We start from the raw sequence: 25,889 nt of genomic DNA on the forward strand, positions 1-25,889 counted from the left end.
TTTTTTATAGGCTAGTACTAAAAGTACATACTATAACCATCTTACAGGAGGATTTCGTTGAATTCAACTATTAATGTGATGAGACACCTCGCGCAAGCACCTGAAAAAGGGCGTCAACCCGCATGAAAAAACGCCCTTTTCAGAAAAGGGCGCTTGTGCATTTTTATTGATTCGATGGCTCAAAAGTGACGGCTACGTTATCAAGCCCTCTCATTTCTTTTGTGACCAAATCAATAATATCTGCTGCTTGGGACTTTGATTTTTTATCAGAACGAACCGTGATGTTCACTTTATCTCCTTCTGCACTGACGAGCGCATCTTTATACCCTTTTGTTTTGATTAATGTCTCCAGCTGACGCTCTGTTCCTTCGGCCTCACTAAGCGCTGTCATTTGATCATAAGCTTCACTTTTTTCTTGCGCTGTTGCATCATCGCTAGACACGATTTCGTTATACTCTTCACGCTGCTTGCTGCGCTTATCTTCCAGTTCAAGTCTGTAGGTTGTGAAAAGTTCATCGTCGGTCTGCTCTGATACAGCCTTTCCTTCTTCTCCACTTGTTTCAACATCTTCTTGTTTCGCATTGGTTTCTTTGTCAGTTGATTTCTCTTCTGCGTTCTTTTCGGTTCCTTTATCAGTCCCTTTTTCTGGCTCAGCCTTTTTCTCTTCCATTCCTTTTGATTTTGTATCTTCTACTGTCACAGCATTCTCACCTTGTGGGGACATGATATAGTACACACTTAATACGACAACTAAACTTAGCATCGTTAATAGCCAAACCGTTTGTTTTTTTAACATCATTCCGAATCCTCCTTGATTTTTTTAGGGGCAACAGCCACTCTATGGCTCGGTACATCAAGCACTCGTGTAACCGCTTCAATGATGGTTTTCTTTATTTGAACGTTGTCTACTCCTTGAGCAACAACGAGGACACCTCGAATGTCTGGCTTTTTCGTTTGGACAACAACAGGTGTTTCTTCATTGCCATTTTTAATAATGACAATCTCTTCTTCTTTTGTTTGATCCGTGACACTTCGCACGCCGCCTTCTTTGTCTGTTTCCTCGGTCGTAGTGCTTTTATTGGATTTGTTTTTTTCAAACACTTTTAAAGAAGTTGCGTCTACATTTACCACGATGGATACATCCTCAACACCAATGATCGTTTCTAAAATCTCTTTCAGCTGATTTTCGTATTCTTGTTCAACATCCTCTATCGAGTTGTTTGACTTACCTGAAGAGGATGGTTTGAACACCGCCTGCTCTTCTGAGGATGTTTTTTTAGACGCAGGAACAGCAGCCTCTTGTTTACTTGATGGCGGTGACAGAATTTGACTGACTAACATGAATGACACGCCGATGATGAAGACAAGTAGTAAGTAATGGTGCTTCGTTAATTTTGGTTTCCCTTCACCTTTTTCAGGTGCTTGGAACATTGATTTCAGTTTTTGTCTCCAGTCCTTGTTATTCATGATCTGCTGCGTCACCTCCCTCAATGTTGAGCGCAATGTGTTCAGGCCGTGTATTCCAAACATCTGCAAGCGTCTCTTTCACCCTCGCCATCTCTTTTGCTGACGTCTCGGCGCTTTCCTCCTTTTGCCTGGAGAGATCAATGTCGACCTTTGCCACCGTTTCTACAGCATCACCTGTGAGCGGGACAAGGACTGCTTTGATGCGAAATTGATCTGCCTCCATATTCTGATCAAGGTGCTCCTCATCTGCCAACACTTCTACGTGTTTCATTTCATAGCTCTCCTTCTCCAGTGGCTCCTTTGCGCTTTTTTCTAGTTGGACAGCCATTTGCTTTAAAATATATGCACGCTGTGAAGCTTGTATTTCTTTTTTTTCTAAATTCATCTGATTTTTTATTTCTTCTGATTGCGCTTGGTCCTTCCCTTTCATGATTTCTGAGAAAATTTGGTCCGGATCTGCCCGGAATAACGCAAAGATCGGATTGAGCATCACGACAATTAACAATAAGCTGACGACCATTTTTGCATACTTCTGCATGCTTGAATTGGGAAGCAAAAGATCAATCACAATCGCAAATAAAATAAATAGGATAATACTTGTGATCCATTCTGTGAGAAAACTCAAATGGTGTCCCCTCCTTACTTCATCATCATGGTGAGGTTGCCAGCTGTGATGATAACGGTAATGCTTAAAAAGAACATAAGCGATACAACAGCTAATGCAGCAAATATATAAAGAACACTTTTTGAAATGACATCAAGGCAGCTAATAATCGGCCCGCCCCCTAAGGGCTGAAGAATCGCAGCGGCCAGTTTATAAATCAGAGCGAGCGACAGCACTTTAATCGCTGGGAAAGCCGCAATTGAAATCAAAATGGCGACGCCTACAAGGCCAACCGTATTTTTCAGCAGCACAGAGGCGCTGATAACGGTATCTGTCGCATCAGTAAACATTCTGCCAAGGACAGGGATGAAATTTCCGGTAATAAACTTGGCTGTGCGAAGAGCGATTCCATCAGTGATAGCAGCAGATGCCCCCTGTACAGAAATGACGCCGAGGAATACAGTTAAAAAAACAGCGAGCCCGCCAATGGCGACATTTCTTAACAGCTGGGCAAGCTGGGTCACTTTGTATTGTTCGGTCAATGTACTGACTATGCTCAAGATCGCTGATAAAAAGATGAGCGGAAGAACGACATATTGAATAAAAACACCGCTCGTGTTCATTAAAAACAAAATCACAGGATGAAAGAATCCGGCTGAGACAAGCCCGCCTGATGAGGCAATAAGTGCTAATAAAAGAGGAATAAGAGCAAGAATAAAACTAGTCATTGTTTGAATGGCTTCTGTTGCATAAGAGATCGCAACATGAAAACTGTTTAATGCAATAATAATAAGCACCATATAAACAAGAGCGTATGCAACTTTACTAACAGTGCTTTGTTCAAACGCATTTTGCAAAAGCTGTAAAAGCGAACAAAAGATGGTGAGTAATATAAGTGTGCCTAAGAGCTTTCCATTGGCAATCAGCTCATGAAACAGATAATGAACAAAAGCCTTCAGCCACGTTTGGGGAGACAGCTCTTTATCGCCATCAATCATTTCCTTCACAGTACCTTTTTGGCTTTCAGGCAGAAAGCCACCATACTCGTCCAATATCGTTTCCCAAAAGTCACTGATAGAATGAAGCTCTAAGGCATCAGCCTGTCCACCCGCAACTTCTTCTGCGACCGGTTCTTCACTTGATAAAGGCACACTTTCTTCTGCACCTGCATACGGAACGATCATCCAAAAGAACATCATAAACCCCAGCACAGCTGTCACCCGTTTCATCATCATCACCTCTTTTCCATCAAGTCATGGACGGGATCATACCTAGGATCGTCTCAATGATGACCGTTAAAATCGGTACCGCCATGACCAAAATAAGAATCTTGCCGCCAAGCTCTATTTTTGAAGCGATGGCGCCTTGGCCCGCATCCTTTGTAAGCTGGGCTCCAAATTCTGCAATATAGGCAATGCCAATGATTTTCAAAATGGTTTCAACGTATTTCATATTGACGCCTGCACTTGCTGCAATTTTTTCAATCATGGAGATAATGGCATAGATTTGATCGATTAAATAAAGGAAAATGACACACCCAGTAAACACAACAAGCATAAAGGCAAAGGTTGGCTTTTGTTCTTTGACGATTAATGCTAGAAAAGTAGCGATTAAACCAAGTCCAACAATTTGAATAATTTCGATTTGTAAGCCCTCCCCTATCCTTGAAATAGAAATACGGCTTTAATCTTCTTAAACAAATCATCCACAATGGTAGCAACCATAAATAAAATGTAGATAAATCCAAGCAGTGTGACCCACTGTGCGTACTCTTTTTTCCCCATTTGATCTAAAATCGTATGGAGAAAAGCCACGACGATACCCACTCCCGCAATTTGGAAAATGACGTTTACATCAACGCCCATGCTCTCGACTCCCTTCCTCTCACATCAATAACAGAATCAGTAGTAACCCACTTAGAAAACCAAGACTTCTCACCATTTTTTCATTTTTCGCTTGGGCAACTTCAGCTTCTTTTTCCTCTGATTCCAAATGGCCTAAAGCTAGCTTGATATATTTTTGCTGAGCCGTCACATCATGCTGACCAAGGGTTTCTCCAAAGTGCTTCAGCGCCTCATATTCGCCTTTTTTTAATACGGTTTTTTTCCATACATCCTCTAGACTTTCATTCCATGCATGCCTCGCAGAAAAGGTTCCGACGTTGAGTTTTTCTGCAAATTGTTCAAATAGCCGATTCACAGGCGGTCCTACTTGGGACGCAATTTGGTCAGCGGCTCTAGCTAAAGGTGTTTGACCATACATAATTTCAGCTTCAAGAGATTGGAGTGCAAACCGGAGCTGGCGGATTTGCTTTGGCCGATCACTGTACCGCTTCGCAAACTCGAATCCTCCCCATGTCGTAGCCGCAACAATGAAAATAGCACCAATAAGCTTTAACATACGTCCACTCCCCGCCTCCGCTTCAGCTCTTGTCCCTCTTGGTCAAATATCCGTCCGATCGTGCCAGGCCCTTTTTCTCTATTTAATTCCACATATCGATCAAACACACGAAGCTGCCATAACGGTTCAAATGATGGCCGTTTAGATAAGTCTTCAAGAGAATACCCATGAGCTGAGACGATAATGGTGACTCCAGCATGGATTGCTTCTAACAGTGCCTGTACATCTTCACTTTTTCCGATTTCATCGACAATGATGACTTCTGGGCTCATGGATCTGATCATCATCATTAATCCTTCAGCCTTTGGGCACGCATCAAGTACATCAATCCGGTGCCCAAAAGAATGCTGCGGCACTCCTCTTATACAACCTGCGATTTCAGAGCGTTCATCTACAATCCCTGTTTTTCTAGGAGAAATGGCTGTTGTTCCTGTACTGACAAGACGTGCTAGATCACGCAGCAATGTCGTTTTCCCGGTTTGCGGCGGACCTATAATCAGTGTGTTACACCAATGTTTTTCATATAAATAAGGGAGAAACGGCAGAGCAATTCCGATCTTCTCTTTTGCGATACGAATATTAAATGAAGAAATATCTCTTAAGCCTTTGACGAATCCATTTTCGACGATGACCTTTCCAGCAAGCCCAACCCGATGTCCGCCAGATATGGTGATATAGCCCTGTTTTAACTCTTCCTCCAGTGTGTACATACTGTAATTACTGAGCCTGCCTAATAGCTGAGCCGCATCTTCACCTGTTGTATAATAGGAAAGAAAGCGGGGTTTTCCTCCTTGCATCAGCTCAATTGGGCGATCGGTGCGAATGCGGATTTCTTCTATTTGCGCCCACTCTGCTTCTTTTAACATGCTGAGTTCTTGTCCAATTGAGTGCGGGAGAATATCCAACAAACTCCGCAACGAATTCCCCTCCTTTTTTTCTTCTCTAAAATGTATGATGCATGCCGTTAATTATGCCAAGCCATTTCACTTATAAATTCCAACAAGAATAAATACGACACCAATGAAAATAAACACAAGCTTCGCATAGGATAACTGCCCTGCAATTTGGTAGATTCCAATCGTCATCGTAATAATAAAAATGAGCGGCCCGATGATCGCTAATATACTATTGATGACAACCGCTTTACGCACATCATTTGTTACTAAAATGAGGATGGCGGCCGTCAGTTCAATCGTGGCAGATAAAAACCTCATCCCTGCCATGGCAGCGACTGATGGGTGTATACCCGGGAGAAATTGTTTCATATAGAACCTCCAGCTTTTTTTACACTATATGCTTCACTAGCTAGAAGTAGTCTTGTTTTTCAAAAGGAAGAGAGATGGATGAGAGAATAGAGTAAGGGGTGTCATAACGAGGCGTCCTATTTTTCAAATAAAAAAAGACTGTAAACACGAGGTTTACAGTCTCTCTCCGTTCATTACGCTCTTGAAACGTATGAACCGTCAGATGTATTGATCACTAGTTTATCACCTTGGTTCACAAAGAAAGGAACGTTCACGATTAAACCAGTTTCTGTTTTTGCAGGTTTTGATCCACCTGATGTCGTATCACCTTTAATACCAGGCTCTGTTTCTACTACTTCTAGTTCTACAGTGTTTGGAAGTTCTACTCCAAGTGTTTCATCACCGTACATGACGATTTGAACAGACATATTTTCAAGCAAATATTTCAGCTCATCTTTGATTTGCGCTTCGCTTAGTTCAAGTTGTTCGTATGAGCTTGTATCCATGAATACATGCTGATCGCCATTTGCATATAAATATTGCATTGTTTTTGTTTCAATTTGAGCTTTCGCTACTTTTTCACCTGCACGGAATGTTTTCTCTTGAATCGCACCTGTACGCAGGTTACGCAGTTTCGAACGGACAAACGCTGCGCCTTTTCCTGGTTTTACGTGTTGGAAATCCACTACACGCCAAATACCGCCGTCCACTTCAATTGTCAGGCCTGTACGAAAATCGTTTACTGAAATCATTTTGTCATCCTCCTACATTTCACCATCATAATATGATAAGTTCTTTCGGTGAGTGGGTCAATCGTTTATTGCCGTCAGCTGTCAGGACAATATCATCCTCAATTCTCACGCCGCCGACATCCGGCAAGTAAATGCCTGGTTCAACTGTCACAACCATTCCCTCTTCTAACACGACATCTGAGCGTGAGGAAAGGCCAGGTGCTTCATGTACTTCCATACCAAGCCCATGTCCAGTCGAATGCCCGAAGTATTGACCGTAGCCATACTTTTCAATGATGTCTCGTGTGATGCGATCAGCTTCTTTTCCTGTTAAGCCTGGCTTGATTTTATCCACACCAGCGTTTTCTGCTTCTAATACGATATGATAAATTTCCTTTAATTTGTCGCTTGGTGTTCCTACAGCAATGGTTCTTGTCATGTCTGAACAATAGCCTTTATAATAGGCACCGAAATCCAGTGTCACCAAGTCGCCAGATTCAATCACCTTTTCGCTCGCTCTCCCGTGTGGCAGGCTTGAACGAACGCCAGAGGCAACAATCATATCGAATGAAGATCCTTCTGCCCCTTCTTTTCTCATGAAAAATTCAAGCTCGTTCATGACCGCAATTTCTGTCAGGCCCGGCTTGATGTACGTGAGAATATGATCAAAGGCATGATCTGCAATCTTCGCAGCTTCCTCTAATATCTTAATCTCTTCATTAGACTTAATCAAGCGCAACTTTTCAACTGATTCTGAGACTGGAACAAGCTCGATACCGCTTGCTTTCCCCGAGTACTGCTGGTAGGTGGCAAACGTCATATGGTTTTGTTCAAAACCAAGACGTTTCACCCCAAATTCGTTTGCCGTTTGGACAGCAGTTTCCACAATGTTTCCTTTATGTTCAATGATGTCATAACCCTTTACTTGATCCTTGGCTTGCTCCGTGTAACGGAAATCCGTAATAAAGGCGGCTCGATCCTTTGAAACGATGGCAAGACCGGCTGATCCAGTAAAACTCGTCATATAATGTAAATTAAAGCTGCTTGTAATCACTAAACCATCTATGTCTAATTCGGCTAAAAGTTTTCTTAGTTTTTCAAGTTTCATGATACTGCTCCCCCTTCACTGACTAAATAACGAATCGCCAATTTATATCCTTCTAAACCAAGTCCAACGATTTGACCTTGGCATACTGGAGCAAGAACCGAATGATGGCGGAATTCCTCTCTCTTATGAACATTTGTGATATGTACTTCGATGACAGGTAACGTAATACTTGCAATGGCATCTCTCAGTGCATAGCTATAGTGGGTAAAAGCACCCGGGTTAAACACGACGCCATCGTACTGATCTTCTGCTTCATGGAGCGCATCGACCAAATCTCCCTCGTGATTCGATTGAAAGAACGTCAATTGAATATTTGCTCTTTCTGCAAACTGAAACAAATCCGTTTCTAAATTTGTTAGTGTTTTACTTCCATAAACTCCTGGCTCTCTCTTGCCGAGCCTATTTAAGTTGGGCCCATTCAGCACTAGAAAATGAGGCATATATGACCACTCCTTCACCCTAATTCACTCTATATCGATGTCTGTTTCTTTTTCCTTAGAAACCTTTCGTTTCCAAAAATAATTTTATCATATGAATGGTGGATTTACACTTTATTCTGTCTTTTTCCCGAGTGCCCTTGCAAGCTTCTGACTCGTTAATTCATTGTATTCAAATGAAATACTGTATCCGACAAACATGCCATATAAAATATATAGGCAAAATGTCGTCACAATGGTGCTTTGCTGCAAATCTTGCACTTGCTTCACATCGGGGAATATAGGATTAAATACATAAAAAACAAGCAGCCATAAAATCGCGCCATAGATCAGCCCCATCCAAAAACCTTTGATCCGTTTGAGCAGTCCATAATAAATAAAGGCTGCTCCAATAGATAAAATCCCTAAAAGTACAATACTCATAAATGTACCAAGTCCGCCTTTTTTCCATTCACCAAGCACAAATGGCTGCAACAGCATATTTGGACTCACCTCTGAAAAATGAAACATATGGGTCAGAAATCCGATAAAGCCCCAAAAAACTCCGCCGGCAAAACCTGTAGCTGCTGCCCTTGCCACCATTGATGACGTTTGTACTGATTGATTTTTTTCTTCTTGGTTTTTCTTTTCATCACGTTTCATATGAACACCTCCAGCAAGTAGTATGTCCAAAATGTCATGAAAAAAAAGGATTTCCGTGCGAGAGTGTAAAATTTTTATAACAGGGTATACTGGCTAAAAAGAGGTAGATAGAATTCTAGTAGATAATCGACCTGTGAGCTAGTGATTTCCCCTCTTTTCCTGTACAATAAAGGTATAAGGAAATGCATGTAAATTACAGGAAACAGGCAGGTTGATGAAATATGTCCAATCAAACAAAACCTCCAGCATATGGAGGGCAGGCAGTTGTGGAAGGTGTCATGTTCGGAGGTGAAAAGAACTATGTGACAGCGATTCGGCGTAAGGATGAGTCGATTGAGTTTTTAAAGCTTCCCCGGACCTCCAATAAACGAACAACCTTTCTTAAGAAAATCCCTTTTGTCAGGGGTGTTGCTGCACTTGTTGAAGCAAGCGCAAACGGCAGTAAGCACTTAAACTTCTCCAGCGAGCGCTATGACTTAGATCCTTCTGAAGATCATTCTCTTGAAAAAGAACAAAAAAGCTCGAAATTATCAATGATCTTTGGCATTGCTGTGATCGGAGTTCTCTCTCTTCTTTTTAGTAAATTTGTCTTTACTTTAGTGCCTGTCTTTTTAGCCGAACTTGTGCGTCCGGTGTTTTCTGGAAACTTCGCACAAATTGCAGTGGAAACATTCTTTAAATTGATCCTGTTATTAGGCTATATTTACTTTATTTCCATGACCCCTTTAATTAAAAGGGTATTTCAATATCATGGGGCAGAACATAAAGTCATAAACTGCTATGAACAGAATCTTGACATCACAGTGGAAAATGTCCAAAGCCAATCTCGCCTGCATTATCGATGCGGCAGCAGCTTTATTTTATTCACTGTCATTGTCGGCATGTTCGTCTATTTACTCGTACCGACAGATCCTTTATGGGTGAGAGTTCTGAATCGCTTGGCGCTTATTCCGGTTGTTCTGGGCATTTCATTTGAAGTGCTTCAGCTCACAAACAAACTCCGTGACGTGCCAGTGCTTAAAGTGCTTGGCTATCCTGGCCTTTGGCTGCAATTGCTCACAACAAAAGAACCCTCTGATGATCAAGTCGAGGTAGCCATTGCAAGTTTTAATGAACTTCTTCGTTTAGAGGAAGCATCTGCGAAACAAGCATCAGATTCTGCTCATCAAGTGATCTAGTTTATAAATCCGGTAAATTCTTTCGGAGGTGGACAGTTATGAATCGCCGAGTACATCCTGCTTTTACCATTATTTTCGCTTTAGGTGTTTTGGGATTTGTGTATTTACTCACAACGAATCCAGGCAGACTCTTTACGATGCTGCTATCAGTTGTGATCATTGGAGCGGTTCTATTTTTCTTATTTAGATGGCTGATGAATCGAAGAACTGGAACAGAAGGAAATCTTTATCGTAAAGCAGTCAAACAATCAAAACGTCGCTACCAGCAGCCTAAACCAAAAACGAAAAGCCAGATGAAAAACCGGGTCACTCATTTGCGAAGCGTGCCGACTGACCACAAGTCTAAGCCCGTCCTTCTCAAAAAGAAAAGCCAAACACATTTGACAGTCATTGAAGGCAAGAAAAACAAAAAGAAAAATCGCGCCTTATTTTAAAATGTCCAGCTCTTTAAAAATTGCTCGGCCTTCTGTCTGCCTAGATCGACGAGCGCCTTTTTCTTTTCTGTCATGAGATGAAAATCAGTGGCAATGACGTGTTCTACAGGGATAAAAATAATATGACGTTCGTGTTTTGTGGCAATATGTCTTTCGTCATGAGCACCACGCATCGTTTCAAATAGAGCGCCAAACAGTTCAAACGCATTGCGGATGGAATGTTGAGGGCGTTCTTTTTCGTTTGGGGTTAATGTGACACCGACAAACGGTCTTTTTTTCTCTTCAGCAAAAAGCCAAATCGGAAAGTTGCTGAGCACGCCGCCATCCACGATGGTACAAATTCCTTTTGAAGACCTCAGTTTGACAGGTTCGAAAAAATACGGCAAACTGCAGCTCATCCGAATGGCTCTGGCAACAGAAAACCGTTCTGGATTTAACCCATAGGAAGGAAGGTCATCTGGAAGGACGAGGATTTTGCCATTTGTTAAATCAGAAGCGACGATTTTGAGCGTATCTTTTTTCAGATCTCCGAATACGGTGACGCCTTTTCGTTTTAACACGTCTGTCAGCCATTTTTCTAGACGGTCACCTTTGTAAAGGCCAAGACGCCAATAAATAGACACCCATCTGAGCATTTTAAACGGGATGAATTGACACCTTCGGTCAAGCAATTGATGCTCATCCATTTCGTCTAACAGCTCCCGAATCTCCTGACTCGTAAAACCCGCTGCGATGAGTGAAGCAATGATCGCTCCCGCACTTGTTCCAGCGAGACGGACAAATTGAAATCCTCTTGCTTCAAGCGCTTCATAGGCGCCTGCAAGTGCTGCACCCTTAATGCCTCCACCTGAGAACACACCATCTATCTTCATCAAGGAGCCCCCTTTTCTGTCACACTATTAATAGTGTAGGAGCATTTGCCTTTCATTAGAACTATATTCAAAAAGGACACCCTTCGCCAGGTGTCCTTTCAGCGTGTAGACAACCCCTCGCATTCGGTGTCAGTCCTGCGCTCCGGTGCTCACGAATGTCAAATTCGCTCCGCTCCGATGCTCGTCCTTCCTAGACTGCAAAGGTTTTCTTTCACGCTGAAAAGAAGACAAAGAGCTAAAATAAAGTACATTTTACCCCTTTGTCAACAATTTAAAAGGACACCCTTCGCCAGGTGTCCTTTTTCTTAAGATTCTTGATTTGTTTGTTCGTTTTTCTTTTGAATCGCTTTCAGCTGAACGGATCGCTCATCGTTTTCTTCAAAGAATTGGACGAGGTCGCCGATGCGGTCAATGCTGTTCCAGCTGAGATGATGCTCAATACCTTCTACATCATCATAAATTTTCTCTTCATCTACACCAATGATTCTTAAAAATTGCTCTAGCAGTTCATGTCTGTATACGAGACGTTTTCCAATTTTTTTGCCTTTCGGGGTTAAAATTAGACCACGATATTTCTCATAAATGAGGTATTCATCTTTATCTAGCTTCTGAACCATTTTTGTTACAGAGGAGGGATGGACAGCGAGGGCTTCTGCAATATCAGATACTCTTGCATATCCTTTTTCTTCTATCAGCATATAAATTTGTTCAATATAATCTTCCATACTAGGTGTAGTCATAAAACCCCTCCAAAATGCACCTTTACTTAATAATCATAACAATTCTACACCATCGCCCATTAAAAAACAAGAAGAGTCCTTCGTCTTAACGCTTGTAATTCCAATCATCTGTGGCGTATTTCGTTTTGGCGAGGTGATGAACAAATGCCAACTCTTCATCTGTCAGCTCATAAGGCACAAGCTCGATATTTAATCCTTTTTCAAACCCTCGTTTAAATGCAACACGCGCATCGTCTATCGTACATGTTCGATCTGAAATTTCATTGATCGCCACCGCTTTGTTTTTAAAGCTGCGCTGCATCCGCTCTCTCACCCGGTCGTTTGGATACAGAAATAAATCAAACAATTTGTCCTCATCAAGATCAATTAAGATCGAGCCATGCTGGAGGATCACACCTTTTTGTCTTGTTTGCGCACTGCCTGCTACTTTTCTGCCTTCTACGACAAGCTCGTACCATGAAGGCGCATCAAAACATACAGACGATCTTGGATTTTTTAAGCTTTCTTTTTCTTTTTCTGTACGAGGAATGGCAAAATACGCATCGAGTCCCAGTTCTTTAAATCCCTCTAAAATCCCTTCTGAAATGACGCGGTATGCCTCTGTCACCGTCGCCGGCATCTCTGGGTGCTCTTCTGACACGATGACACTGTAGGTCAATTCCTGATCATGAAGAACGCCGCGGCCTCCTGTAGGCCTGCGAACAAATCCAAGACCATAGCGCTCAACCGCTTCCATGTTGATTTCTTTTTCAACATGTTGAAAATATCCAACAGATAATGTCGCTGGATTCCAACCATAAAAACGGATCACAGGCGGGATCAGCTTCTCGCTATGCCAATAAAGCAAGGCTTCGTCCATGGCCATGTTAAAGGCTGGGTCTTGGTTTCCTGTATCAATGAAACACCATTTCTCTTTTTGCATATAAAATCCCTTCTCTTTTACGTAGTCAATGTTAGATAATGGTGGTGACCACCGATTTTCTCTCTTCATCAGTCTATCAAATAGGGAAGGAATTGAAAATAATTCTTACCATTTATGATGACAAGTTTCTTTTGCTTTACTATAATAGTATTTGTCTAAAACGTACCATCAGACAGGTGACTGTGCTGATGCTCAAGAAGGAGTCGAGTCGTATTGCCAATATTCAACTATATCGTCCTCTCACTTTGTGGACTTTTCGTTCTTTATTCCATCGGCAGTTACATTTATCAGCAGCGCATAATGAAAACGCTGACGGAAGCAGAATTTATCAAAGGTTACCGCAAAGCCCAACTCATTGATGTGAGAGAACCAAATGAGTTTGAAGGTGGACATATTTTAGGCGCAAGAAACATTCCCCTTTCACAATTAAAGCAGCGCAAAAATGAAATACGCCCTGACAAGCCTGTTTATCTCTATTGCCAAAATAATTTGAGAAGCGGAAAAGCTGCTCAAACGTTACGTAAAAATGGCTGTCGTGAGATTTATAATTTAAAGGGCGGCTTTAAAAAATGGGGCGGCCGCATTAAAACAAAGAACTAACAAAAAAGACTCTGGGAGCTAATGCCCCCATGAGTCTTTTTATTTTCTTTCAAAAACCAGCACTGGATTCCGTGCAGCCTTTGTTTCATCCATTCGTTTCACAACGGTTGTATGTGGTGCTTCCTGTACGATTTCTGGGTTCTCTTCCGCTTCTTTTGCAATTTGAATCATCGCTTCAATAAATGCATCAAGGGTTTCTTTTGATTCTGTTTCAGTTGGTTCAATCATGATACATTCCTCTACATTTAGCGGGAAGTAAATCGTTGGCGGATGATAGCCAAAATCAAGTAATCGTTTGGCAATATCAAGTGTCCGCACACCTAGTTTCTTTTGACGTTTACCTGAAAGGACAAATTCATGCTTACAGTGGCGGTCAAATGGCAAATCATAATGAGCACATAAGCGGCGCATCATATAGTTTGCATTCAACACCGCATGATCCGTTACAGCCTTTAAGCCGTCTGGTCCCATAGAGCGGATATACGCATACGCTCTGACATTGATACCAAAGTTCCCATAGAACGGTTTCACACGGCCGATAGATTCTGGACGATCGTAATCAAAGAAATAACGACCTTCTTTCTTCACAAGCACTGGCTTTGGCAAATATGGAATCAAATCCTTTTTCACGCCAACTGGACCTGAACCAGGGCCTCCTCCTCCGTGTGGACCTGTAAAGGTTTTATGAAGATTTAAGTGAACCACATCAAATCCCATATCCCCCGGTCTTGCTCTGCTTAATACAGCATTTAAGTTCGCTCCATCATAATAAAGCTTCCCGCCTGCTCCGTGGACGATTTCAGCCATTTCTAAAATATTTTCTTCAAAAAGGCCGAGTGTATTTGGATTTGTGAGCATGAGAGCCGCTGTTTCTTCATTGACAACACGGCGCAGGTCGTCTAAATCGACAAGCCCATGTTCATTAGATGCCACCGTAATCGTTTCAAATCCTGCTACTGTTGCAGATGCGGGATTTGTTCCATGAGCAGAATCAGGCACGATGACTTTTGTTCGTTTAAGATCTCCTCTTGCTTCATGGTATGCACGAATCATCATGAGCCCCGTCCATTCGCCATGTGCTCCTGCCGCAGGCTGTAATGTCACGGCGTCCATTCCTGTAATTTCTTCTAAATGGTCACCTAAATCATAAAGTAACTCTAATGCACCTTGCACAGTGTCTGCCTCTTGAAGTGGATGCACGTTCGAGAAACCTGCAAGACGTGCCACCTTTTCGTTAATCTTTGGATTATATTTCATCGTACAAGAGCCTAGAGGATAAAAGCCAGAATCGACCCCGTGATTACGCCTAGATAATGCTGTGTAGTGACGCATAATATCCAGTTCAGAAACCTCTGGCAGCTCCGCATCTTCATGGCGGATATACGCTTCATCAAATAAATCTGGGAGCTTCTCCTCAGGTACGTCTAAATCAGGCAGGCTGTAACCAATTCTTCCTTCTTTGGATAATTCAAAAATAAGCGGCTGATCTTGTTTATTCATGACGATCCCCCAATTCCTTGATGAACGTATCAATTTCTTCTTTTGTTCTTAGTTCTGTCACAGCGACGAGCATATGCTGCTGAAGCTCTGGATAATCCCGTCCCAAGTCATATCCGCCGATGATTCCTTTTTTAAGCAATCGCTCATTCGCTTCTTTCACAGGTTCATTCAGTTTCAACACAAATTCATTAAAATGAGCGCCCTCTATTTCAGCCTGTAACCCATGTTTTTCTGCCTGCGTCTTGGCATAATGGGCTTTTTGTACGTTTTGATAGGCAATGTCTTTGATACCTGTTTTCCCAAGCGCCGTCATCGCAACAGAAGCGGCTAACGCATTTAATGCTTGGTTTGAACAAATATTTGAAGTCGCTTTGTCTCTTCGGATATGCTGCTCTCGCGCTTGAAGGGTCAGCACAAATCCTCGCACACCGTTCTCGTCTTCTGTTTGCCCGACTAAACGCCCCGGCACTTTCCGCATTAATTTTTTCGTCACAGCGAAATATCCACAATGAGGTCCGCCAAATGCAGCTGGAATGCCAAATGGCTGCGCATCACCAACGACAATATCTGCCCCAAGCTTTCCTGGTGGTGTCAGTAAACCAAGTGCAAGCGGGTTACTTGAGACGATGAATAAACTTTTCCCTTTATGTGCAATCGGTTCAATGTCCTTTAATGGTTCAACAACACCGAAGAAGTTTGGGTATTGTACAAGGACCGCTGCTGTTTCGTCGCAGACGGCTTCTTCTAATGCAGCTAGATCGGTCTGACCTTTTCGCGCAGGTACCTCGACGACTTCAATATGCTGTCCTTTCGCATATGTTTTCAGCACCGCTCTTGATTCAGGATGAACCGTCTCAGATACCACAATCTTTTTCTTCTTTGTATGTCCTGCTGCCAGCATCGCCGCTTCAGCTAATGCCGTTCCGCCATCATACATCGAGGAGTTGGCAAGATCCATGCCAGTCAGCTCAGCAATCATTGTTTGGAATTCAAAAATTGCCTGCAATTCACCTTGAGAAATTTCAGGCTGATAAGGTGTGTACGCTGTATAAAATTCAGAACGTGAAATCACATGGTCGACAATCACAGGCTGGTAATGATCATACACACCAGCACCTAAAAACGAGGCATAAGCCACTGTATCTTTATTTTTTGCAGCAAGACGAGACAATTCCCGCACTAGCTCTGTTTCAGATGCGGCTTCTTTGATGTTGTACGCACCTTTGAATCTGACTTTCTCTGGGATATCTGAGAAAAGCTCATCAATTGACTGAACACCGATGACATCCAGCATTTCTTTTTGATCTTGCTCTGTTTGCGGCAAATACCTGTGCTTCATCCTCTATTCCTCCTCGTTATTTGGCTCTTTTATAAAATGGTGTGGCGACGATTTTGGCTTTTAGACGTTTTTTGCGAACTTGCACTTCCACTTCTGTCCCAAGCTGCGCCTCTGATGTTTCAATCAAGGCAAGCCCAATATTTTTCTTTAATGTTGGAGATTGTGTACCGGTTGTGACTACACCAATCTGCTTATCTCCTGAGAAGACCGGATAGTCTGTCCGCGGAATCCCCTTATCTATCATTTCAATCCCGACAAGCTTTCGCTTCGGTCCTTCTTCTTTTTGTTTTTTAAGTGCATCTTTTCCGATAAAATCTGCTTCTTTATCCGTTTTAACAGCAAAACCAATGCCGCCTTCTAAAGGAGAAATATCCTTCGTGAGCTCTTGGCCATAAAGCGGGAGTCTTGCTTCAAATCTTAAGGTGTCACGTGCACCGAGTCCACATGGGATCAGTCCTTTCGGCTGTCCGGCTTCTAATAAAGCGGTCCAAAGGTGAACAGCATCTTCTGACTGGCAGTAGATTTCAAAGCCATCTTCTCCTGTGTAGCCGGTTCTTGATACAAGCACCTCTTTTTGCGCAATTATCGCTTTTGATAAAAACGTAAATGGCTTCAGTGATGTTACCTCTTCATCCGCAACATCTTTGATGATGTCAGCAGCAAGAGGTCCTTGAAGGGCTAACAAGGCGGTTTGATCAGAGACATTTTTAATGAAAACGTCTTCCTCACCTTGATGTTTCAGCAGCCAATCCACATCTTTTTCAATATTTGAAGCATTGATCACAAGCAAATAGTTGTTCTTTTCTTTTTGGTAGACAAGCAGATCATCCACCGTTCCGCCATCTTCATAACACATGGCTGTATATAGTGCCTTACCGTCTGTCAGCTTTGACAGATCATTGGTTAATAACCTTTGTAAAAAAGGAAGGGCTCCCTGACCTGTGACTTCCACCTCACCCATGTGAGACACGTCAAACAGCCCTGCTTTTGTTCGAACAGCTTCATGTTCTTCTTTAATGGAAGAAAATTGGACAGGTAATTCCCAGCCCCCGAAGTCAATGGTTTTTGCGCCAAACGTTTCATACGCATGAAAAAGCGGTGTTCGTTTCAACATCAATCGTTTCCCCCTTTTTTCTTACAGTGCATCACAAGCTGAATTTTCAGAAAAAAATCACAGCAAAAAAGGACAGAGCGCTCCCTTTTATCAAAAAGAAGTCTCTGTCCTTGCACCTGAAAGTTTACAGCACAACATCATTGTGCGTTTTCCCCTTTGGTGGTTTGCTAAAAATCGCTACGCAAACACTCTCCAGAGTTGCGTCCGGTAAGAGTACTTTTGCCTGAGAGATTCACTGAACCAATTCAGCTTGCTCCTTCGGCGCCTGTCAGTGCAAAATAACCGCTAGGTCTCTCCCCATACCATCATCCGCTCATATTCTTCACCTTTATTGGACATACTATCAAAATGGGTGACTTATTCTCTAGATCACTTACCAACATCCTACCATTAGAAATGGATGAAGAGCAACAGAAAAATCATTAACATTTTTAAAATAATCATTCATTATCGTTCGCTTTTATTGATATATAACATCTTTTAAATCGCTATGAAAAAATGAAGCGTTTAAAAACAGAACGATTTTATCATCACTCTACCAGAAAGGCAGGCGGTCACATTGAATATTCAAACGATCTTTGATCAAAAATGGGCAAGTGAATTTCAAAAGCGGCTTACAGCAGACGGTCCCTGGGCGAATTGGGATATGTACCGTTTAGCAGCACAAGTACAAAAAGTGACAGCCATTGATTCATTTGAAGGACTGCAAGCACCTGCGCACCTGCCTGCATTTACTCCTTTAAAACACCAGCTCGAAGTCGCTAGAAGAGTCGTAGAAGAGATGAATGGGAAAGCCATTTTAGCAGATGAAGTGGGTCTTGGAAAAACCGTTGAAGCAGGACTGATTATCAAAGAATACATGATTCGCGGACTTGCCAAGAAGATTCTCATTCTCGTACCCGCCTCCCTTGTTTCCCAATGGGTACAAGAACTGCGGACGAAATTTTACATAGATGCTGTCGAGCAAAAGAAGAGCTATGTGTGGGAGCAGTGCGATGTTGTGGTTTCCTCAATTGATACAGCCAAAAGACAGCCACATCGAGACACGATCTTATCCATCTCCTACGATATGGTCATTATTGATGAAGCACACAAACTGAAAAACAATAAAACGAAAAACTATGAGTTTGTAAGAAATTTGAATAAAAAGTTCTGCCTTCTGCTCACAGCCACACCTATCCAAAATCGAATAGGAGAAATTTTTAATCTCGTTTCTCTGTTGAAGCCAGGCCATTTAGGTAATGAAACACAGTTTAAAGACCTCTTTGCCAAAAAAGACCTTCAACTTGAGGACCATGACCGGCTAAAACAGTTAGTCAATAAAGTCATGATTCGGAACCGGAGACAAGACACTGGCATCGAATGGTCAAAGCGGCATGTAAAGACGATTTCTATTGATTTCTCCCCGACAGAACAAGCACTATATGATGAAATTTGTAAGTTAAAAGAAAACCCTTCCTATACGAAGCACATGTTTTCAATTATGACCTTAGAACGAGAATGCTGTTCGAGTCGTGAGGCCGTCTATATGACCATTAAAAAAATGCAAGAAGAGGAAAAACACATTCTAGGTGCTTCTGCGATGATGCACATCATGGAGAAAATCAACCAGGTAGAACAAAATTCTAAAGCACTTGAAGTCGTTAAACTCATTCAACAATTAAATGAAAAAGTCATTATCTTCACTGAATACCGTGCGACACAAATTTATTTGCAATGGTTTCTCCAGCAAAACGGCATCAGTTCGGTTCCTTTTCGAGGCGGGTTTAAACGGAGTAAAAAAGACTGGATGAAAGATTTATTTAGAGAGCGGGCGCAAGTGCTCATTGCGACAGAAGCAGGCGGCGAAGGGATCAACCTTCAGTTTTGCAACCAAATCATCAACTACGACCTTCCGTGGAACCCAATGCGCTTGGAACAAAGAATTGGACGTATTCACAGGCTAGGTCAAGAGCGGGATGTCCACATTTACAATATGGCAACTAGCGGGACAGTTGAAGAACATATTTTAAAACTTTTATATGAAAAAATTCAGCTGTTTGAAAACGTCATTGGTGATCTAGATGATATTTTAACCCGAATTGATATCCAAGATGCTGAAACAGAATTGCATCAAATTCTCTTCCAGCACGAGTCTGACGTAGACATGAAAAAGAAATTAACCCAATTTGCTTCCTATTTAACAGAAGCACAAACACCGCTTTTAGAAGAAAGACAGCAAGGTTCATAAAGGAGAGTTGACCAATGGAGCAGCGCGAGATTCACACATTTCTTCTCCGTTTCTTTCAGGCAAATCAATGCGACATACTTGAAGAAAGTGCAGGACACATGACCGTACAGCTGACAATCGAAATGGATAAATTGATCATGAACCGTCCTTTTTATTGGCATTGGCTCGAAAAAACGGGAGGCGTACCTGAGCCGCGGCAATTGACTTTGATCACCGATCAAAAAAAAGCTGATGACTCGGTCGAAGGAGAATTTGTCCACTTCGGCTCCCCTCGTTTATTCCAAATATTCGAGGTTGTGAAACAGCAAGGCCGTTTTATTCGGCTGTACGAAAAAGTCAGACCGCTCACAAACAGCCAGATCGCACTGGAGCCGTGGCTTGGTCTCAATGTCAAAATATCCTATCTGGCAGACCGTAAAAAAGACAAACTGATGTCTCTTGGACTTCATCTAATACGCGGAGAAGTCATCGAACAATTTCAAGAGAAGCTGGAAGCGCGTGAGCTATCGTCTCAAATTCCTGATTATTGCTTCACAATGAGTACGATGATTAAGCCAGAGAGCGGCGTCAAACGGCTTTACAGCCTGATGGAACGTTATGCCAATGAAGAGCCGGATGATTGGGCTGTAAGAGCTGTTCAAAAGTGGAAAGAAGACTCGGAACTTTTAAACCAATTTTATGAAGGGACTTCAGACACATCTGTAGAATATGAAATAGAAAGACAAGCACTTAAAACTTTATACGAACCAAAAATCAGTCTTACGATTGAAAATGGCGGACTTTTTTACTTACAGCAAAAAAGAGGAGGCTGACTTAGCGAGTCTCCCTCCCTTTCATGTGATATCAAATTTTCGATCAATCAAAAGCAACGTTTGTCTGTTTGTATTGGGCGGAAACATGACGCAAGCAATCTATGAGGTCTTATCACCTGTGTTTTTCCATTTCATGCGTTAAGTGCCTGAAATACACGATTCAGTATTTTAGGAGGGTATTTGTATGGAAAAGAAAACGAAGTTATTAGACAGTGAATGGGTTCAATTATTACGCGAAGCGCGCAAAGCAGGACTAACAGTAGAAGAAGTCCGTCATTTTCTCAAATCACGCGAAAAGTCCTCTGAGTCTCCCCCTATGGCAAGAAGTCATTCTATCAAACCTTTCTGAATGTGCTATAATATCGAAAGGAAGGTGATGACATTGATTGGCCAGCGTATTAAACAATACCGCAATGAAAAAGGCTACTCACTATCAGAACTGGCCGAAAAGGCTGGGGTAGCGAAGTCTTATTTAAGTTCAATAGAAAGAAACTTGCAAACAAACCCCTCCATTCAATTTCTTGAAAAAGTCTCCGCTGTTCTGGACGTCTCGGTTCATACACTGTTAAACGAAAATGATGAAACCGAATACGATGGTCAATTAGATAGTGAATGGGAAAAACTAGTTCGAGATGCAATGACATCAGGGGTTTCGAAAAAGCAATTTCGTGAATTTTTAGATTATCAAATCTGGAAAAAAAAGCAAGAAGAGGAGTAATGCGCATATTTTAGCGCATACTCCTCCAATTGCTATGCAGATCTTGTTATCAGTCTAAAGACTGACTTTATTTTTTATCTTCGCTGTGTGCTTTTTCGTTTTCTTTCACGTAGCCTTTTTCATCCGTATGCTTTTTTGGATTGATCGTTAAACCATTCCACTGAGTCGCTTCGAAGGAAAGATCAACTTGAATCGCATCGCCTTGGTATTTATTTTGGATATAGTTACCCGCTTTATCCTTCGTCTGGTCATTGACAAATTCAATGATCATTTCCATTTTATCGTAATCAAACGGATTCTTTGGAATGCCGTCATACTCTGGAGCTGTTGATCCATCAACGGTGGCAACATTAATTTTACCACTTTCATGTAAAAACTTCTCATCGACGGCATGACGAAGCTTTTCAAATGCGGTCTGATCCTGCTTTGACGTTAATAGATGCAGGTCAAGCAGGTTTGCATGGTCTAAAATAATATTTTTCGGGTATCCATTCCCACCTTCGGCTCCAACCGTTAGAACACTCACCTGAAATTGGCTGAGGAATTCTTCAGCTGTATTCTTCCCGCCATTTTTCGCTGATGTTCCATCTTGAAACTGGCTATAATCAAGACTCATCAGCACTTGATTAATTGCAAGAGACCCTTTATTTTCAAAATTAAATTCCTTCTTTATACGGTCACCGGGTTTTATGTTCGCAAGGTTGATGGCGCCGGAATTCTCTTTTGCAGATAGATTCAGCTCTCCTGTAGAGTAGACCGCGTTTGCCGTCTCAACATCATTAAATGCAGCCCACGTTCCCCCGCCAATTAAAGCAAGACCTAACGCTCCCGATAAAACACCTAAACGAATTGATTTTTTCATTGCCATGATTGAACCCCCTAATAAATTGTTTTATTGAAACCTGATTTAGGTTACAAACGAAAATTTATGCTTGTTCCTCTGACATGTGTAACTCAGCCGTATGTCTTCGATGTTTGGCAGCACCAACAAAATGAATGGTTGAATAAACAAGCAGCATCACCCCTGGAATAATGAGCAAAAGAGCGGTCCCAGCAGAAGTTCCTGCATACGAAAGAAGCTTTCCTGCATAAGGAATGTTCACGCCCGTATACTGCGCAGTCACTTGATTCGCTTTGACGAGCGTGCCGTCTTGATACATATTGTGGTCTCCTTTTGTCTCAAAGGCTTTATTTACTCCTTTTCCTTTCACCCCAACAATGCGGTGAGTCACAAAGGATTGGTCTTGCTTCGTTTGAAACGTAATAATATCCCCTTTTTTGAGTGTTTCAGGTGAGGTGACATGTTTCACAACAATCAATGAACCAGTCGAAAATTCCGGTTCCATTGATCCAGATAATACTTGCTTGAACTCATAACCAAAGATCTGAGGATCTCCGCCTGTTGTCCTTGATGACAACACGACAATAATACACACAATCATCATCGTGAAGACCAGCGCGTAAAGAATACTCCCAGACATTTTCATCCACTTTTTCATACCTTTCTCCCCTTTACATATCATATTTCATTCAGCAGGCAACCCCTATTTAGGACGCCTTTTCTTGACAGTTTGAAAGCTGCATATGTTGAGACGTAAAGAATGGCTTTTCAGCACCACCAAACCCTTTAGGATAATAGATTTTAAACACATAGATTCCATTTGTTTTTGCTTTAACTGCCGTGACAGTCGTCATTTCTTCTGATGAGAGGGACTGTATAGCACCTTTTTCAATAACATGGCCATCTTGTAATGGCACCTGAACACTCTCTACTTTATGTAGTTCCCACTTCCATTCAGAGTGCGCGATGGGTTGTCCAATATTTTTTAGTGACATGCTCAGCTTTTGAGGCGCACAGACTGTCCCCTCAATGATCGTTTGATCGATCAGTTTCAAATGACTTCTATCCCATTTCTTTGGCTGGCAATGCCGATCTGTCTCTTCGAAATTTTCACATGTTTTCATGACAAAATTCGAATGCTCGACATCGTTAAAAGAAGCGTTAGTAGACGTAATAAAAAAAGAAGTGAAAATCAAACAAATAGCACAAAATAGTACAAAGAGCGGCTGTTTCATTGAATCTTTCAACTCCTTGAACAATTGTTCTTTAAAAAGAACGATTACACTCAGTATAAGGAATTACCTATAAAATCCAAAACGTCAAATTAGTCCATTTTGTTCTTAAACAAGAACATTACCGAGAAAATTCTTCCATTTTCTCATTCTTTCGCCATATTCAATATTTTTTTCTGTGACATTTGTACTTCTTAAAAATTTACATAAAAGTGCAGGATTTGGTCAGGATAATAATTGGTGAGGTGATGTTAGTTGAAATATGGAAGAATCATGATCATGCTCAGTTTACTGTTAAGCCCCTTGATACAAAGCGCCCATCTAGCTGAGGCAAAAGGAATCACTGCTGCCGCAGATCAATGGGAAACAAGGGCAGTCAAAGAAGCAAAAAAACGGTATCCGTTAGCACATGTTTTATTCAAACAAAAAGTGTGGGATCGGCACCGGGAGAAAGAATCCGTGAAGCAATATCATATTACGTTGAAAGATCAGGCCAAAGAATTTGGGGTATATGTCACCATTTCCTATAACCCTTACTCGAACAAGGTCAATAAAGTCATTGTTGTGGAAGAATACAGCTAAAATGGCATGAAAAAAACCGCCTGCTGGCGGCTTTTTACTTTTGTCGATGACGTTGACGTTTTTTTAGCATCATTGAGAAGCCAAAAGGCAGAACACCGAATAAACGCTGAGAAAATGGTGGTTTTGTCTCCATTTTTTCCTGTTTATGTTCTTTCCGCTCATCACGTGGTGTATTCATGTATTTAATAATTTCCTGCGTCATATATTTTACATAATCATTTGTCTTCATCGAACACTCACCTCTTCTTCCTTAAAGTGTTACCAAGAAGAGTATCGTTTTATACACTCGCTAATAAGTGCTGATCCATTGATTGATTTCTCCTGTCTCCTTATTCATCTCTAGTTCCCGCTCGTCAGTTACACCACCCTTTGTCTCGATATTAACCAAGAGCCGGACTAGCTTTTTTCTGTCATCGCACCCAATTCGCTTCAACGTCACTCGACCTTCTTCTGTGACAATTGGGCTCAATGGCTGATCACAAATACGACTTAATTTGTTTGCGGCTTCATTTAGACCCATTCGAAATAACTGTTGTTTTTGGTAAAAAGAAATCGTGAGCTCTGCACTTTTCAACTCTTTTTGAAACCCAATGGTCATTGAACCTAGAATCAATAAAAATAAAAGAATGACAGTAAATACGTATGGATAAATAAATCCATCTTCTCTTTTCACGTTTTAGGAATCACTCCTTTGTAAGTGAAAAAAACAGCTTCATGTACTTGACCAAATACATCTGTGACTTGGAGAGTGGTGGTTTGCTCTTTTGTTCTTACATGGAATTGTTTCACCTTTTGTAATAAAGGGAGATGACCTGCCTGATCCGTTCGTTTACGAAGCATCTCTTGATACGGCTCAATCGTCACCACTCGCCCTTGATTTGAAATATACTCCAGTGCTGTTCCATTTTTCACCGCTCTTACAGCGACAGCACAATTTAGCTCCTCCTCTAATTGCAGGACCGTTTGTTTCCACTCCATTTGCGAAAATTTGTTGATTTCTGCAAACGGATGAGCTTTTTCAGCAATTGATAAAAGCAGCATGCAGCCAAAAGAAAGCAGCAAAAATAGCTGCAATTGCCATATTGCTTGAGCGAGTGTAAAGCCTTGTTCATCGCTCCAAATGTCGAAAGCAAATCGTCTTCTTTTTTTGTACTTTGTATGAAACACATCCCTTCTCCTGACCCCAAATGAATTCATATGTGATCTCGCCTCGTTTCTTTGTACTTGATTCATTTTGACCTTCTATAAAAGCTGTATTCATATACTCATGTAAGATTTGATAAGCTTCCAGTTTAGCCCTTAATTCTTCTTTCCCAATTGTCAGTTTTTCAAAGGATGGCACGAGCACAAGAGCAGCAAATAGAAAGAGGTGGCAAGAAAAGAGCATCTCAAACGTACTAAATCCTTTATTGTTGCTGAACATGAATCCGCCCGCTCCCTAAGTAAATCGTGAGTTTATATATTTGACTGCCAAATTGAACAATGAGAGAACCGCCGCTATTTGGATGTCCGTTTTTATTAAAGTGAAGGCCTTTTTGAAATGTGGATTGCTTGATGGTGCCTTTTTTGTGTGGATTAGAAGCAATGATCTGCTCACTATTCTGTTCGATGACTTGATAAGATACATTGGGCGGGTGAAACTCAACAGTTACTCGTGTTTTTTTAATAAATGCAGTATAAGATGCCAATTGAAGATCTTGTTTTAGCAAGTTCACTTGCTTTTTTGCTTCAGCACTTTCTAATATATTGGGCACTTTTCCACCTATTATCGATAATAAGATAGAGAAAATCATGACGATCAAGAGCTGTTCAATGAGTGTAAATCCTTTCTCCTGGAAAAGCGATTTATTCATTTTTCACATCCCCGTTTTGAATGAAAATTGCCTTTCCATTTGGACAAGTTAATCCTTTTTTGACATAGCCTTCTTTTTCTAATTCAGCTAAAGATGGCGTCTTGCCGTCATGCTCTAATTCATATGCCATTACCTGTGTACTCACCATTGATTTCAGCCCTTCACAGCCCTTTGCTTGAATGCTTTGATGATGCCGAGTGATATTTGGAATGGTGATCAATAAAAGAATGGAGATCACAAGCATGACAATTAACATTTCTAACAGTGTAAATCCTTTATCATTCATGCC

At 41.5% G+C, this 25,889-nt stretch carries 36 protein-coding genes and 1 riboswitch; of the genes, 8 read left to right on the plus strand and 28 right to left on the minus strand.

The annotated features are described in order from the left end of the window. Positions 1-163: 163 nt before the first annotated feature. The 13 genes from NST73_RS11500 to NST73_RS11560 form a co-directional block, all read right to left on the minus strand. Positions 164-796 (minus strand): SpoIIIAH-like family protein, encoded by a 633-nt coding sequence (locus tag NST73_RS11500; protein WP_024718861.1) that lies wholly within the window; start codon positions 794-796, stop codon positions 164-166. Further along, entirely contained in the window at positions 796-1,467 is a 672-nt protein-coding gene (gene spoIIIAG / locus NST73_RS11505) for a stage III sporulation protein AG (RefSeq protein ID WP_035390787.1), read from the minus strand. Before spoIIIAG ends, NST73_RS11500 begins: the two co-directional genes overlap by 1 nt. Continuing rightward, positions 1,460-2,092, minus strand: coding sequence for a stage III sporulation protein AF (spoIIIAF, locus tag NST73_RS11510; RefSeq protein WP_024718859.1), 633 nt, complete (start codon positions 2,090-2,092; stop codon positions 1,460-1,462). The genes spoIIIAG and spoIIIAF overlap by 8 nt, the downstream gene beginning before the upstream one ends. Before the next feature lie 14 nt (positions 2,093-2,106). Continuing rightward, on the minus strand, positions 2,107-3,255 hold the full coding sequence (spoIIIAE, locus tag NST73_RS11515) for a stage III sporulation protein AE (protein WP_230677075.1): 1,149 nt from the start codon (positions 3,253-3,255) through the stop codon (positions 2,107-2,109). Positions 3,256-3,319: 64 nt separating this feature from the next. Then, complete coding sequence (spoIIIAD, locus tag NST73_RS11520; protein ID WP_087978339.1) at positions 3,320-3,733, minus strand: stage III sporulation protein AD; 414 nt, start codon at positions 3,731-3,733, stop codon at positions 3,320-3,322. Beyond that, positions 3,730-3,936, minus strand: a complete 207-nt coding sequence (gene spoIIIAC, locus NST73_RS11525) for a stage III sporulation protein AC (protein WP_003153142.1) — start codon at positions 3,934-3,936, stop codon at positions 3,730-3,732. The genes spoIIIAD and spoIIIAC overlap by 4 nt, the downstream gene beginning before the upstream one ends. A gap of 19 nt (positions 3,937-3,955) precedes the next feature. Next, positions 3,956-4,471, minus strand: a complete 516-nt coding sequence (gene spoIIIAB, locus NST73_RS11530) for a stage III sporulation protein SpoIIIAB (RefSeq protein WP_007501189.1) — start codon at positions 4,469-4,471, stop codon at positions 3,956-3,958. Next, positions 4,465-5,388, minus strand: a complete 924-nt coding sequence (gene spoIIIAA, locus NST73_RS11535) for a stage III sporulation protein AA (RefSeq protein ID WP_024718857.1) — start codon at positions 5,386-5,388, stop codon at positions 4,465-4,467. The genes spoIIIAB and spoIIIAA overlap by 7 nt, the downstream gene beginning before the upstream one ends. A gap of 66 nt (positions 5,389-5,454) precedes the next feature. After that, positions 5,455-5,736 carry a YqhV family protein gene (locus tag NST73_RS11540; protein WP_039165991.1) on the minus strand — a complete coding sequence of 94 codons (282 nt, stop codon included), beginning with the start codon at positions 5,734-5,736 and terminating at the stop codon, positions 5,455-5,457. Between the two features lie 173 nt (positions 5,737-5,909). Beyond that, positions 5,910-6,467, minus strand: a complete 558-nt coding sequence (gene efp / locus NST73_RS11545) for an elongation factor P (RefSeq protein WP_007501192.1) — start codon at positions 6,465-6,467, stop codon at positions 5,910-5,912. 25 nt (positions 6,468-6,492) lie between these two features. Further along, entirely contained in the window at positions 6,493-7,554 is a 1,062-nt protein-coding gene (locus tag NST73_RS11550) for a Xaa-Pro peptidase family protein (protein ID WP_007501193.1), read from the minus strand. After that, positions 7,551-7,994, minus strand: a complete 444-nt coding sequence (aroQ, locus tag NST73_RS11555) for a type II 3-dehydroquinate dehydratase (RefSeq protein WP_144679358.1) — start codon at positions 7,992-7,994, stop codon at positions 7,551-7,553. The genes NST73_RS11550 and aroQ overlap by 4 nt, the downstream gene beginning before the upstream one ends. A 111-nt stretch (positions 7,995-8,105) precedes the next feature. Next, positions 8,106-8,633 carry a YqhR family membrane protein gene (locus NST73_RS11560; RefSeq protein ID WP_057079319.1) on the minus strand — a complete coding sequence of 176 codons (528 nt, stop codon included), beginning with the start codon at positions 8,631-8,633 and terminating at the stop codon, positions 8,106-8,108. 221 nt (positions 8,634-8,854) lie between these two features. Between NST73_RS11560 and NST73_RS11565 the strand changes: the two genes are divergently transcribed. Then, a complete protein-coding gene (locus NST73_RS11565) occupies positions 8,855-9,811 on the plus strand; it encodes a DUF1385 domain-containing protein (protein ID WP_144679356.1) in 957 nt (318 codons plus the stop codon). A 38-nt stretch (positions 9,812-9,849) separates the two neighbouring features. Then, positions 9,850-10,245, plus strand: a complete 396-nt coding sequence (locus NST73_RS11570; RefSeq protein WP_024422959.1) for an SA1362 family protein — start codon at positions 9,850-9,852, stop codon at positions 10,243-10,245. On the opposite strand, the gene NST73_RS11575 is transcribed toward NST73_RS11570, so the two are convergent. The 3 genes from NST73_RS11575 to NST73_RS11585 form a co-directional block, all read right to left on the minus strand. After that, a complete protein-coding gene (locus tag NST73_RS11575; RefSeq protein ID WP_041091753.1) occupies positions 10,242-11,117 on the minus strand; it encodes a patatin-like phospholipase family protein in 876 nt (291 codons plus the stop codon). The genes NST73_RS11570 and NST73_RS11575 overlap by 4 nt on opposite strands. Before the next feature lie 305 nt (positions 11,118-11,422). Beyond that, on the minus strand, positions 11,423-11,857 hold the full coding sequence (gene mntR / locus NST73_RS11580; RefSeq protein ID WP_003215946.1) for a transcriptional regulator MntR: 435 nt from the start codon (positions 11,855-11,857) through the stop codon (positions 11,423-11,425). 85 nt (positions 11,858-11,942) lie between these two features. After that, the gene (locus tag NST73_RS11585) at positions 11,943-12,779 is read right to left on the minus strand and encodes a biotin/lipoate A/B protein ligase family protein (protein ID WP_017357972.1); all 837 of its coding nucleotides are present in this window, start codon (positions 12,777-12,779) and stop codon (positions 11,943-11,945) included. 219 nt (positions 12,780-12,998) lie between these two features. Between NST73_RS11585 and NST73_RS11590 the strand changes: the two genes are divergently transcribed. Next, positions 12,999-13,379 (plus strand): rhodanese-like domain-containing protein, encoded by a 381-nt coding sequence (locus NST73_RS11590; RefSeq protein WP_024718853.1) that lies wholly within the window; start codon positions 12,999-13,001, stop codon positions 13,377-13,379. Positions 13,380-13,418: 39 nt separating this feature from the next. Here NST73_RS11590 and gcvPB read toward each other — a convergent pair whose 3' ends face one another. Genes gcvPB through gcvT form a run of 3 tightly spaced genes read right to left on the minus strand, consistent with a single transcriptional unit; the run spans position 13,419 to position 17,332 of the window. Next, positions 13,419-14,879: an aminomethyl-transferring glycine dehydrogenase subunit GcvPB gene (gene gcvPB / locus NST73_RS11595; protein ID WP_024718852.1), complete on the minus strand. Its 1,461-nt coding sequence runs from the start codon at positions 14,877-14,879 to the stop codon at positions 13,419-13,421. After that, positions 14,872-16,218, minus strand: a complete 1,347-nt coding sequence (gcvPA, locus tag NST73_RS11600) for an aminomethyl-transferring glycine dehydrogenase subunit GcvPA (RefSeq protein ID WP_024718851.1) — start codon at positions 16,216-16,218, stop codon at positions 14,872-14,874. Before gcvPA ends, gcvPB begins: the two co-directional genes overlap by 8 nt. 16 nt (positions 16,219-16,234) lie before the next feature. Beyond that, positions 16,235-17,332, minus strand: coding sequence for a glycine cleavage system aminomethyltransferase GcvT (gene gcvT / locus NST73_RS11605; RefSeq protein ID WP_072367814.1), 1,098 nt, complete (start codon positions 17,330-17,332; stop codon positions 16,235-16,237). Between the two features lie 201 nt (positions 17,333-17,533). Then, a riboswitch (glycine riboswitch) is annotated at positions 17,534-17,641 on the minus strand. 250 nt (positions 17,642-17,891) lie between these two features. Between gcvT and NST73_RS11610 the strand changes: the two genes are divergently transcribed. From NST73_RS11610 to NST73_RS11625, 4 genes are all read left to right on the plus strand, one after another. Then, positions 17,892-19,562: an SNF2-related protein gene (locus NST73_RS11610; protein ID WP_008342199.1), complete on the plus strand. Its 1,671-nt coding sequence runs from the start codon at positions 17,892-17,894 to the stop codon at positions 19,560-19,562. Positions 19,563-19,576: 14 nt separating this feature from the next. Then, positions 19,577-20,374, plus strand: coding sequence for a YqhG family protein (locus NST73_RS11615; RefSeq protein ID WP_144679351.1), 798 nt, complete (start codon positions 19,577-19,579; stop codon positions 20,372-20,374). A gap of 184 nt (positions 20,375-20,558) precedes the next feature. Next, the gene (locus tag NST73_RS11620; RefSeq protein ID WP_008342197.1) at positions 20,559-20,723 is read left to right on the plus strand and encodes an anti-repressor SinI family protein; all 165 of its coding nucleotides are present in this window, start codon (positions 20,559-20,561) and stop codon (positions 20,721-20,723) included. A gap of 33 nt (positions 20,724-20,756) precedes the next feature. Next, positions 20,757-21,092, plus strand: coding sequence for a helix-turn-helix domain-containing protein (locus NST73_RS11625; RefSeq protein ID WP_017357978.1), 336 nt, complete (start codon positions 20,757-20,759; stop codon positions 21,090-21,092). Between the two features lie 67 nt (positions 21,093-21,159). Here NST73_RS11625 and NST73_RS11630 read toward each other — a convergent pair whose 3' ends face one another. Genes NST73_RS11630 through tapA form a run of 3 tightly spaced genes read right to left on the minus strand, consistent with a single transcriptional unit; the run spans position 21,160 to position 23,168 of the window. Beyond that, positions 21,160-21,960, minus strand: coding sequence for a TasA family protein (locus NST73_RS11630; RefSeq protein WP_008342195.1), 801 nt, complete (start codon positions 21,958-21,960; stop codon positions 21,160-21,162). A gap of 58 nt (positions 21,961-22,018) precedes the next feature. Beyond that, the gene (locus NST73_RS11635) at positions 22,019-22,591 is read right to left on the minus strand and encodes a signal peptidase I (protein ID WP_017357979.1); all 573 of its coding nucleotides are present in this window, start codon (positions 22,589-22,591) and stop codon (positions 22,019-22,021) included. Positions 22,592-22,640: 49 nt separating this feature from the next. Beyond that, positions 22,641-23,168, minus strand: coding sequence for an amyloid fiber anchoring/assembly protein TapA (gene tapA / locus NST73_RS11640; RefSeq protein ID WP_342499103.1), 528 nt, complete (start codon positions 23,166-23,168; stop codon positions 22,641-22,643). A gap of 252 nt (positions 23,169-23,420) precedes the next feature. On the opposite strand from tapA, the gene NST73_RS11645 reads away from it, so the two are divergent. Next, positions 23,421-23,747, plus strand: coding sequence for a DUF3889 domain-containing protein (locus NST73_RS11645; RefSeq protein WP_039166025.1), 327 nt, complete (start codon positions 23,421-23,423; stop codon positions 23,745-23,747). A 34-nt stretch (positions 23,748-23,781) separates the two neighbouring features. Here NST73_RS11645 and NST73_RS11650 read toward each other — a convergent pair whose 3' ends face one another. The 6 genes from NST73_RS11650 to comGC are packed head-to-tail and all read right to left on the minus strand — an operon-like array spanning position 23,782 to position 25,886. After that, a complete protein-coding gene (locus NST73_RS11650; RefSeq protein WP_008342191.1) occupies positions 23,782-23,976 on the minus strand; it encodes a YqzE family protein in 195 nt (64 codons plus the stop codon). A gap of 60 nt (positions 23,977-24,036) precedes the next feature. After that, the gene (comGG, locus tag NST73_RS11655; RefSeq protein ID WP_342499104.1) at positions 24,037-24,420 is read right to left on the minus strand and encodes a competence type IV pilus minor pilin ComGG; all 384 of its coding nucleotides are present in this window, start codon (positions 24,418-24,420) and stop codon (positions 24,037-24,039) included. Further along, entirely contained in the window at positions 24,417-24,914 is a 498-nt protein-coding gene (gene comGF, locus NST73_RS11660; protein WP_034647459.1) for a competence type IV pilus minor pilin ComGF, read from the minus strand. The genes comGG and comGF overlap by 4 nt, the downstream gene beginning before the upstream one ends. Then, complete coding sequence (gene comGE, locus NST73_RS11665) at positions 24,856-25,170, minus strand: competence type IV pilus minor pilin ComGE (protein ID WP_039166034.1); 315 nt, start codon at positions 25,168-25,170, stop codon at positions 24,856-24,858. Before comGE ends, comGF begins: the two co-directional genes overlap by 59 nt. Further along, positions 25,154-25,600 (minus strand): competence type IV pilus minor pilin ComGD, encoded by a 447-nt coding sequence (gene comGD / locus NST73_RS11670; protein ID WP_096881621.1) that lies wholly within the window; start codon positions 25,598-25,600, stop codon positions 25,154-25,156. Before comGD ends, comGE begins: the two co-directional genes overlap by 17 nt. After that, on the minus strand, positions 25,593-25,886 hold the full coding sequence (gene comGC / locus NST73_RS11675) for a competence type IV pilus major pilin ComGC (protein ID WP_008342186.1): 294 nt from the start codon (positions 25,884-25,886) through the stop codon (positions 25,593-25,595). Before comGC ends, comGD begins: the two co-directional genes overlap by 8 nt. Positions 25,887-25,889 lie beyond the last annotated feature (3 nt).

This window comes from Bacillus sp. FSL W7-1034 (assembly GCF_038593365.1).
In the GTDB taxonomy this organism is placed as follows: Bacteria; Bacillota; Bacilli; order Bacillales; family Bacillaceae; genus Bacillus; species Bacillus altitudinis.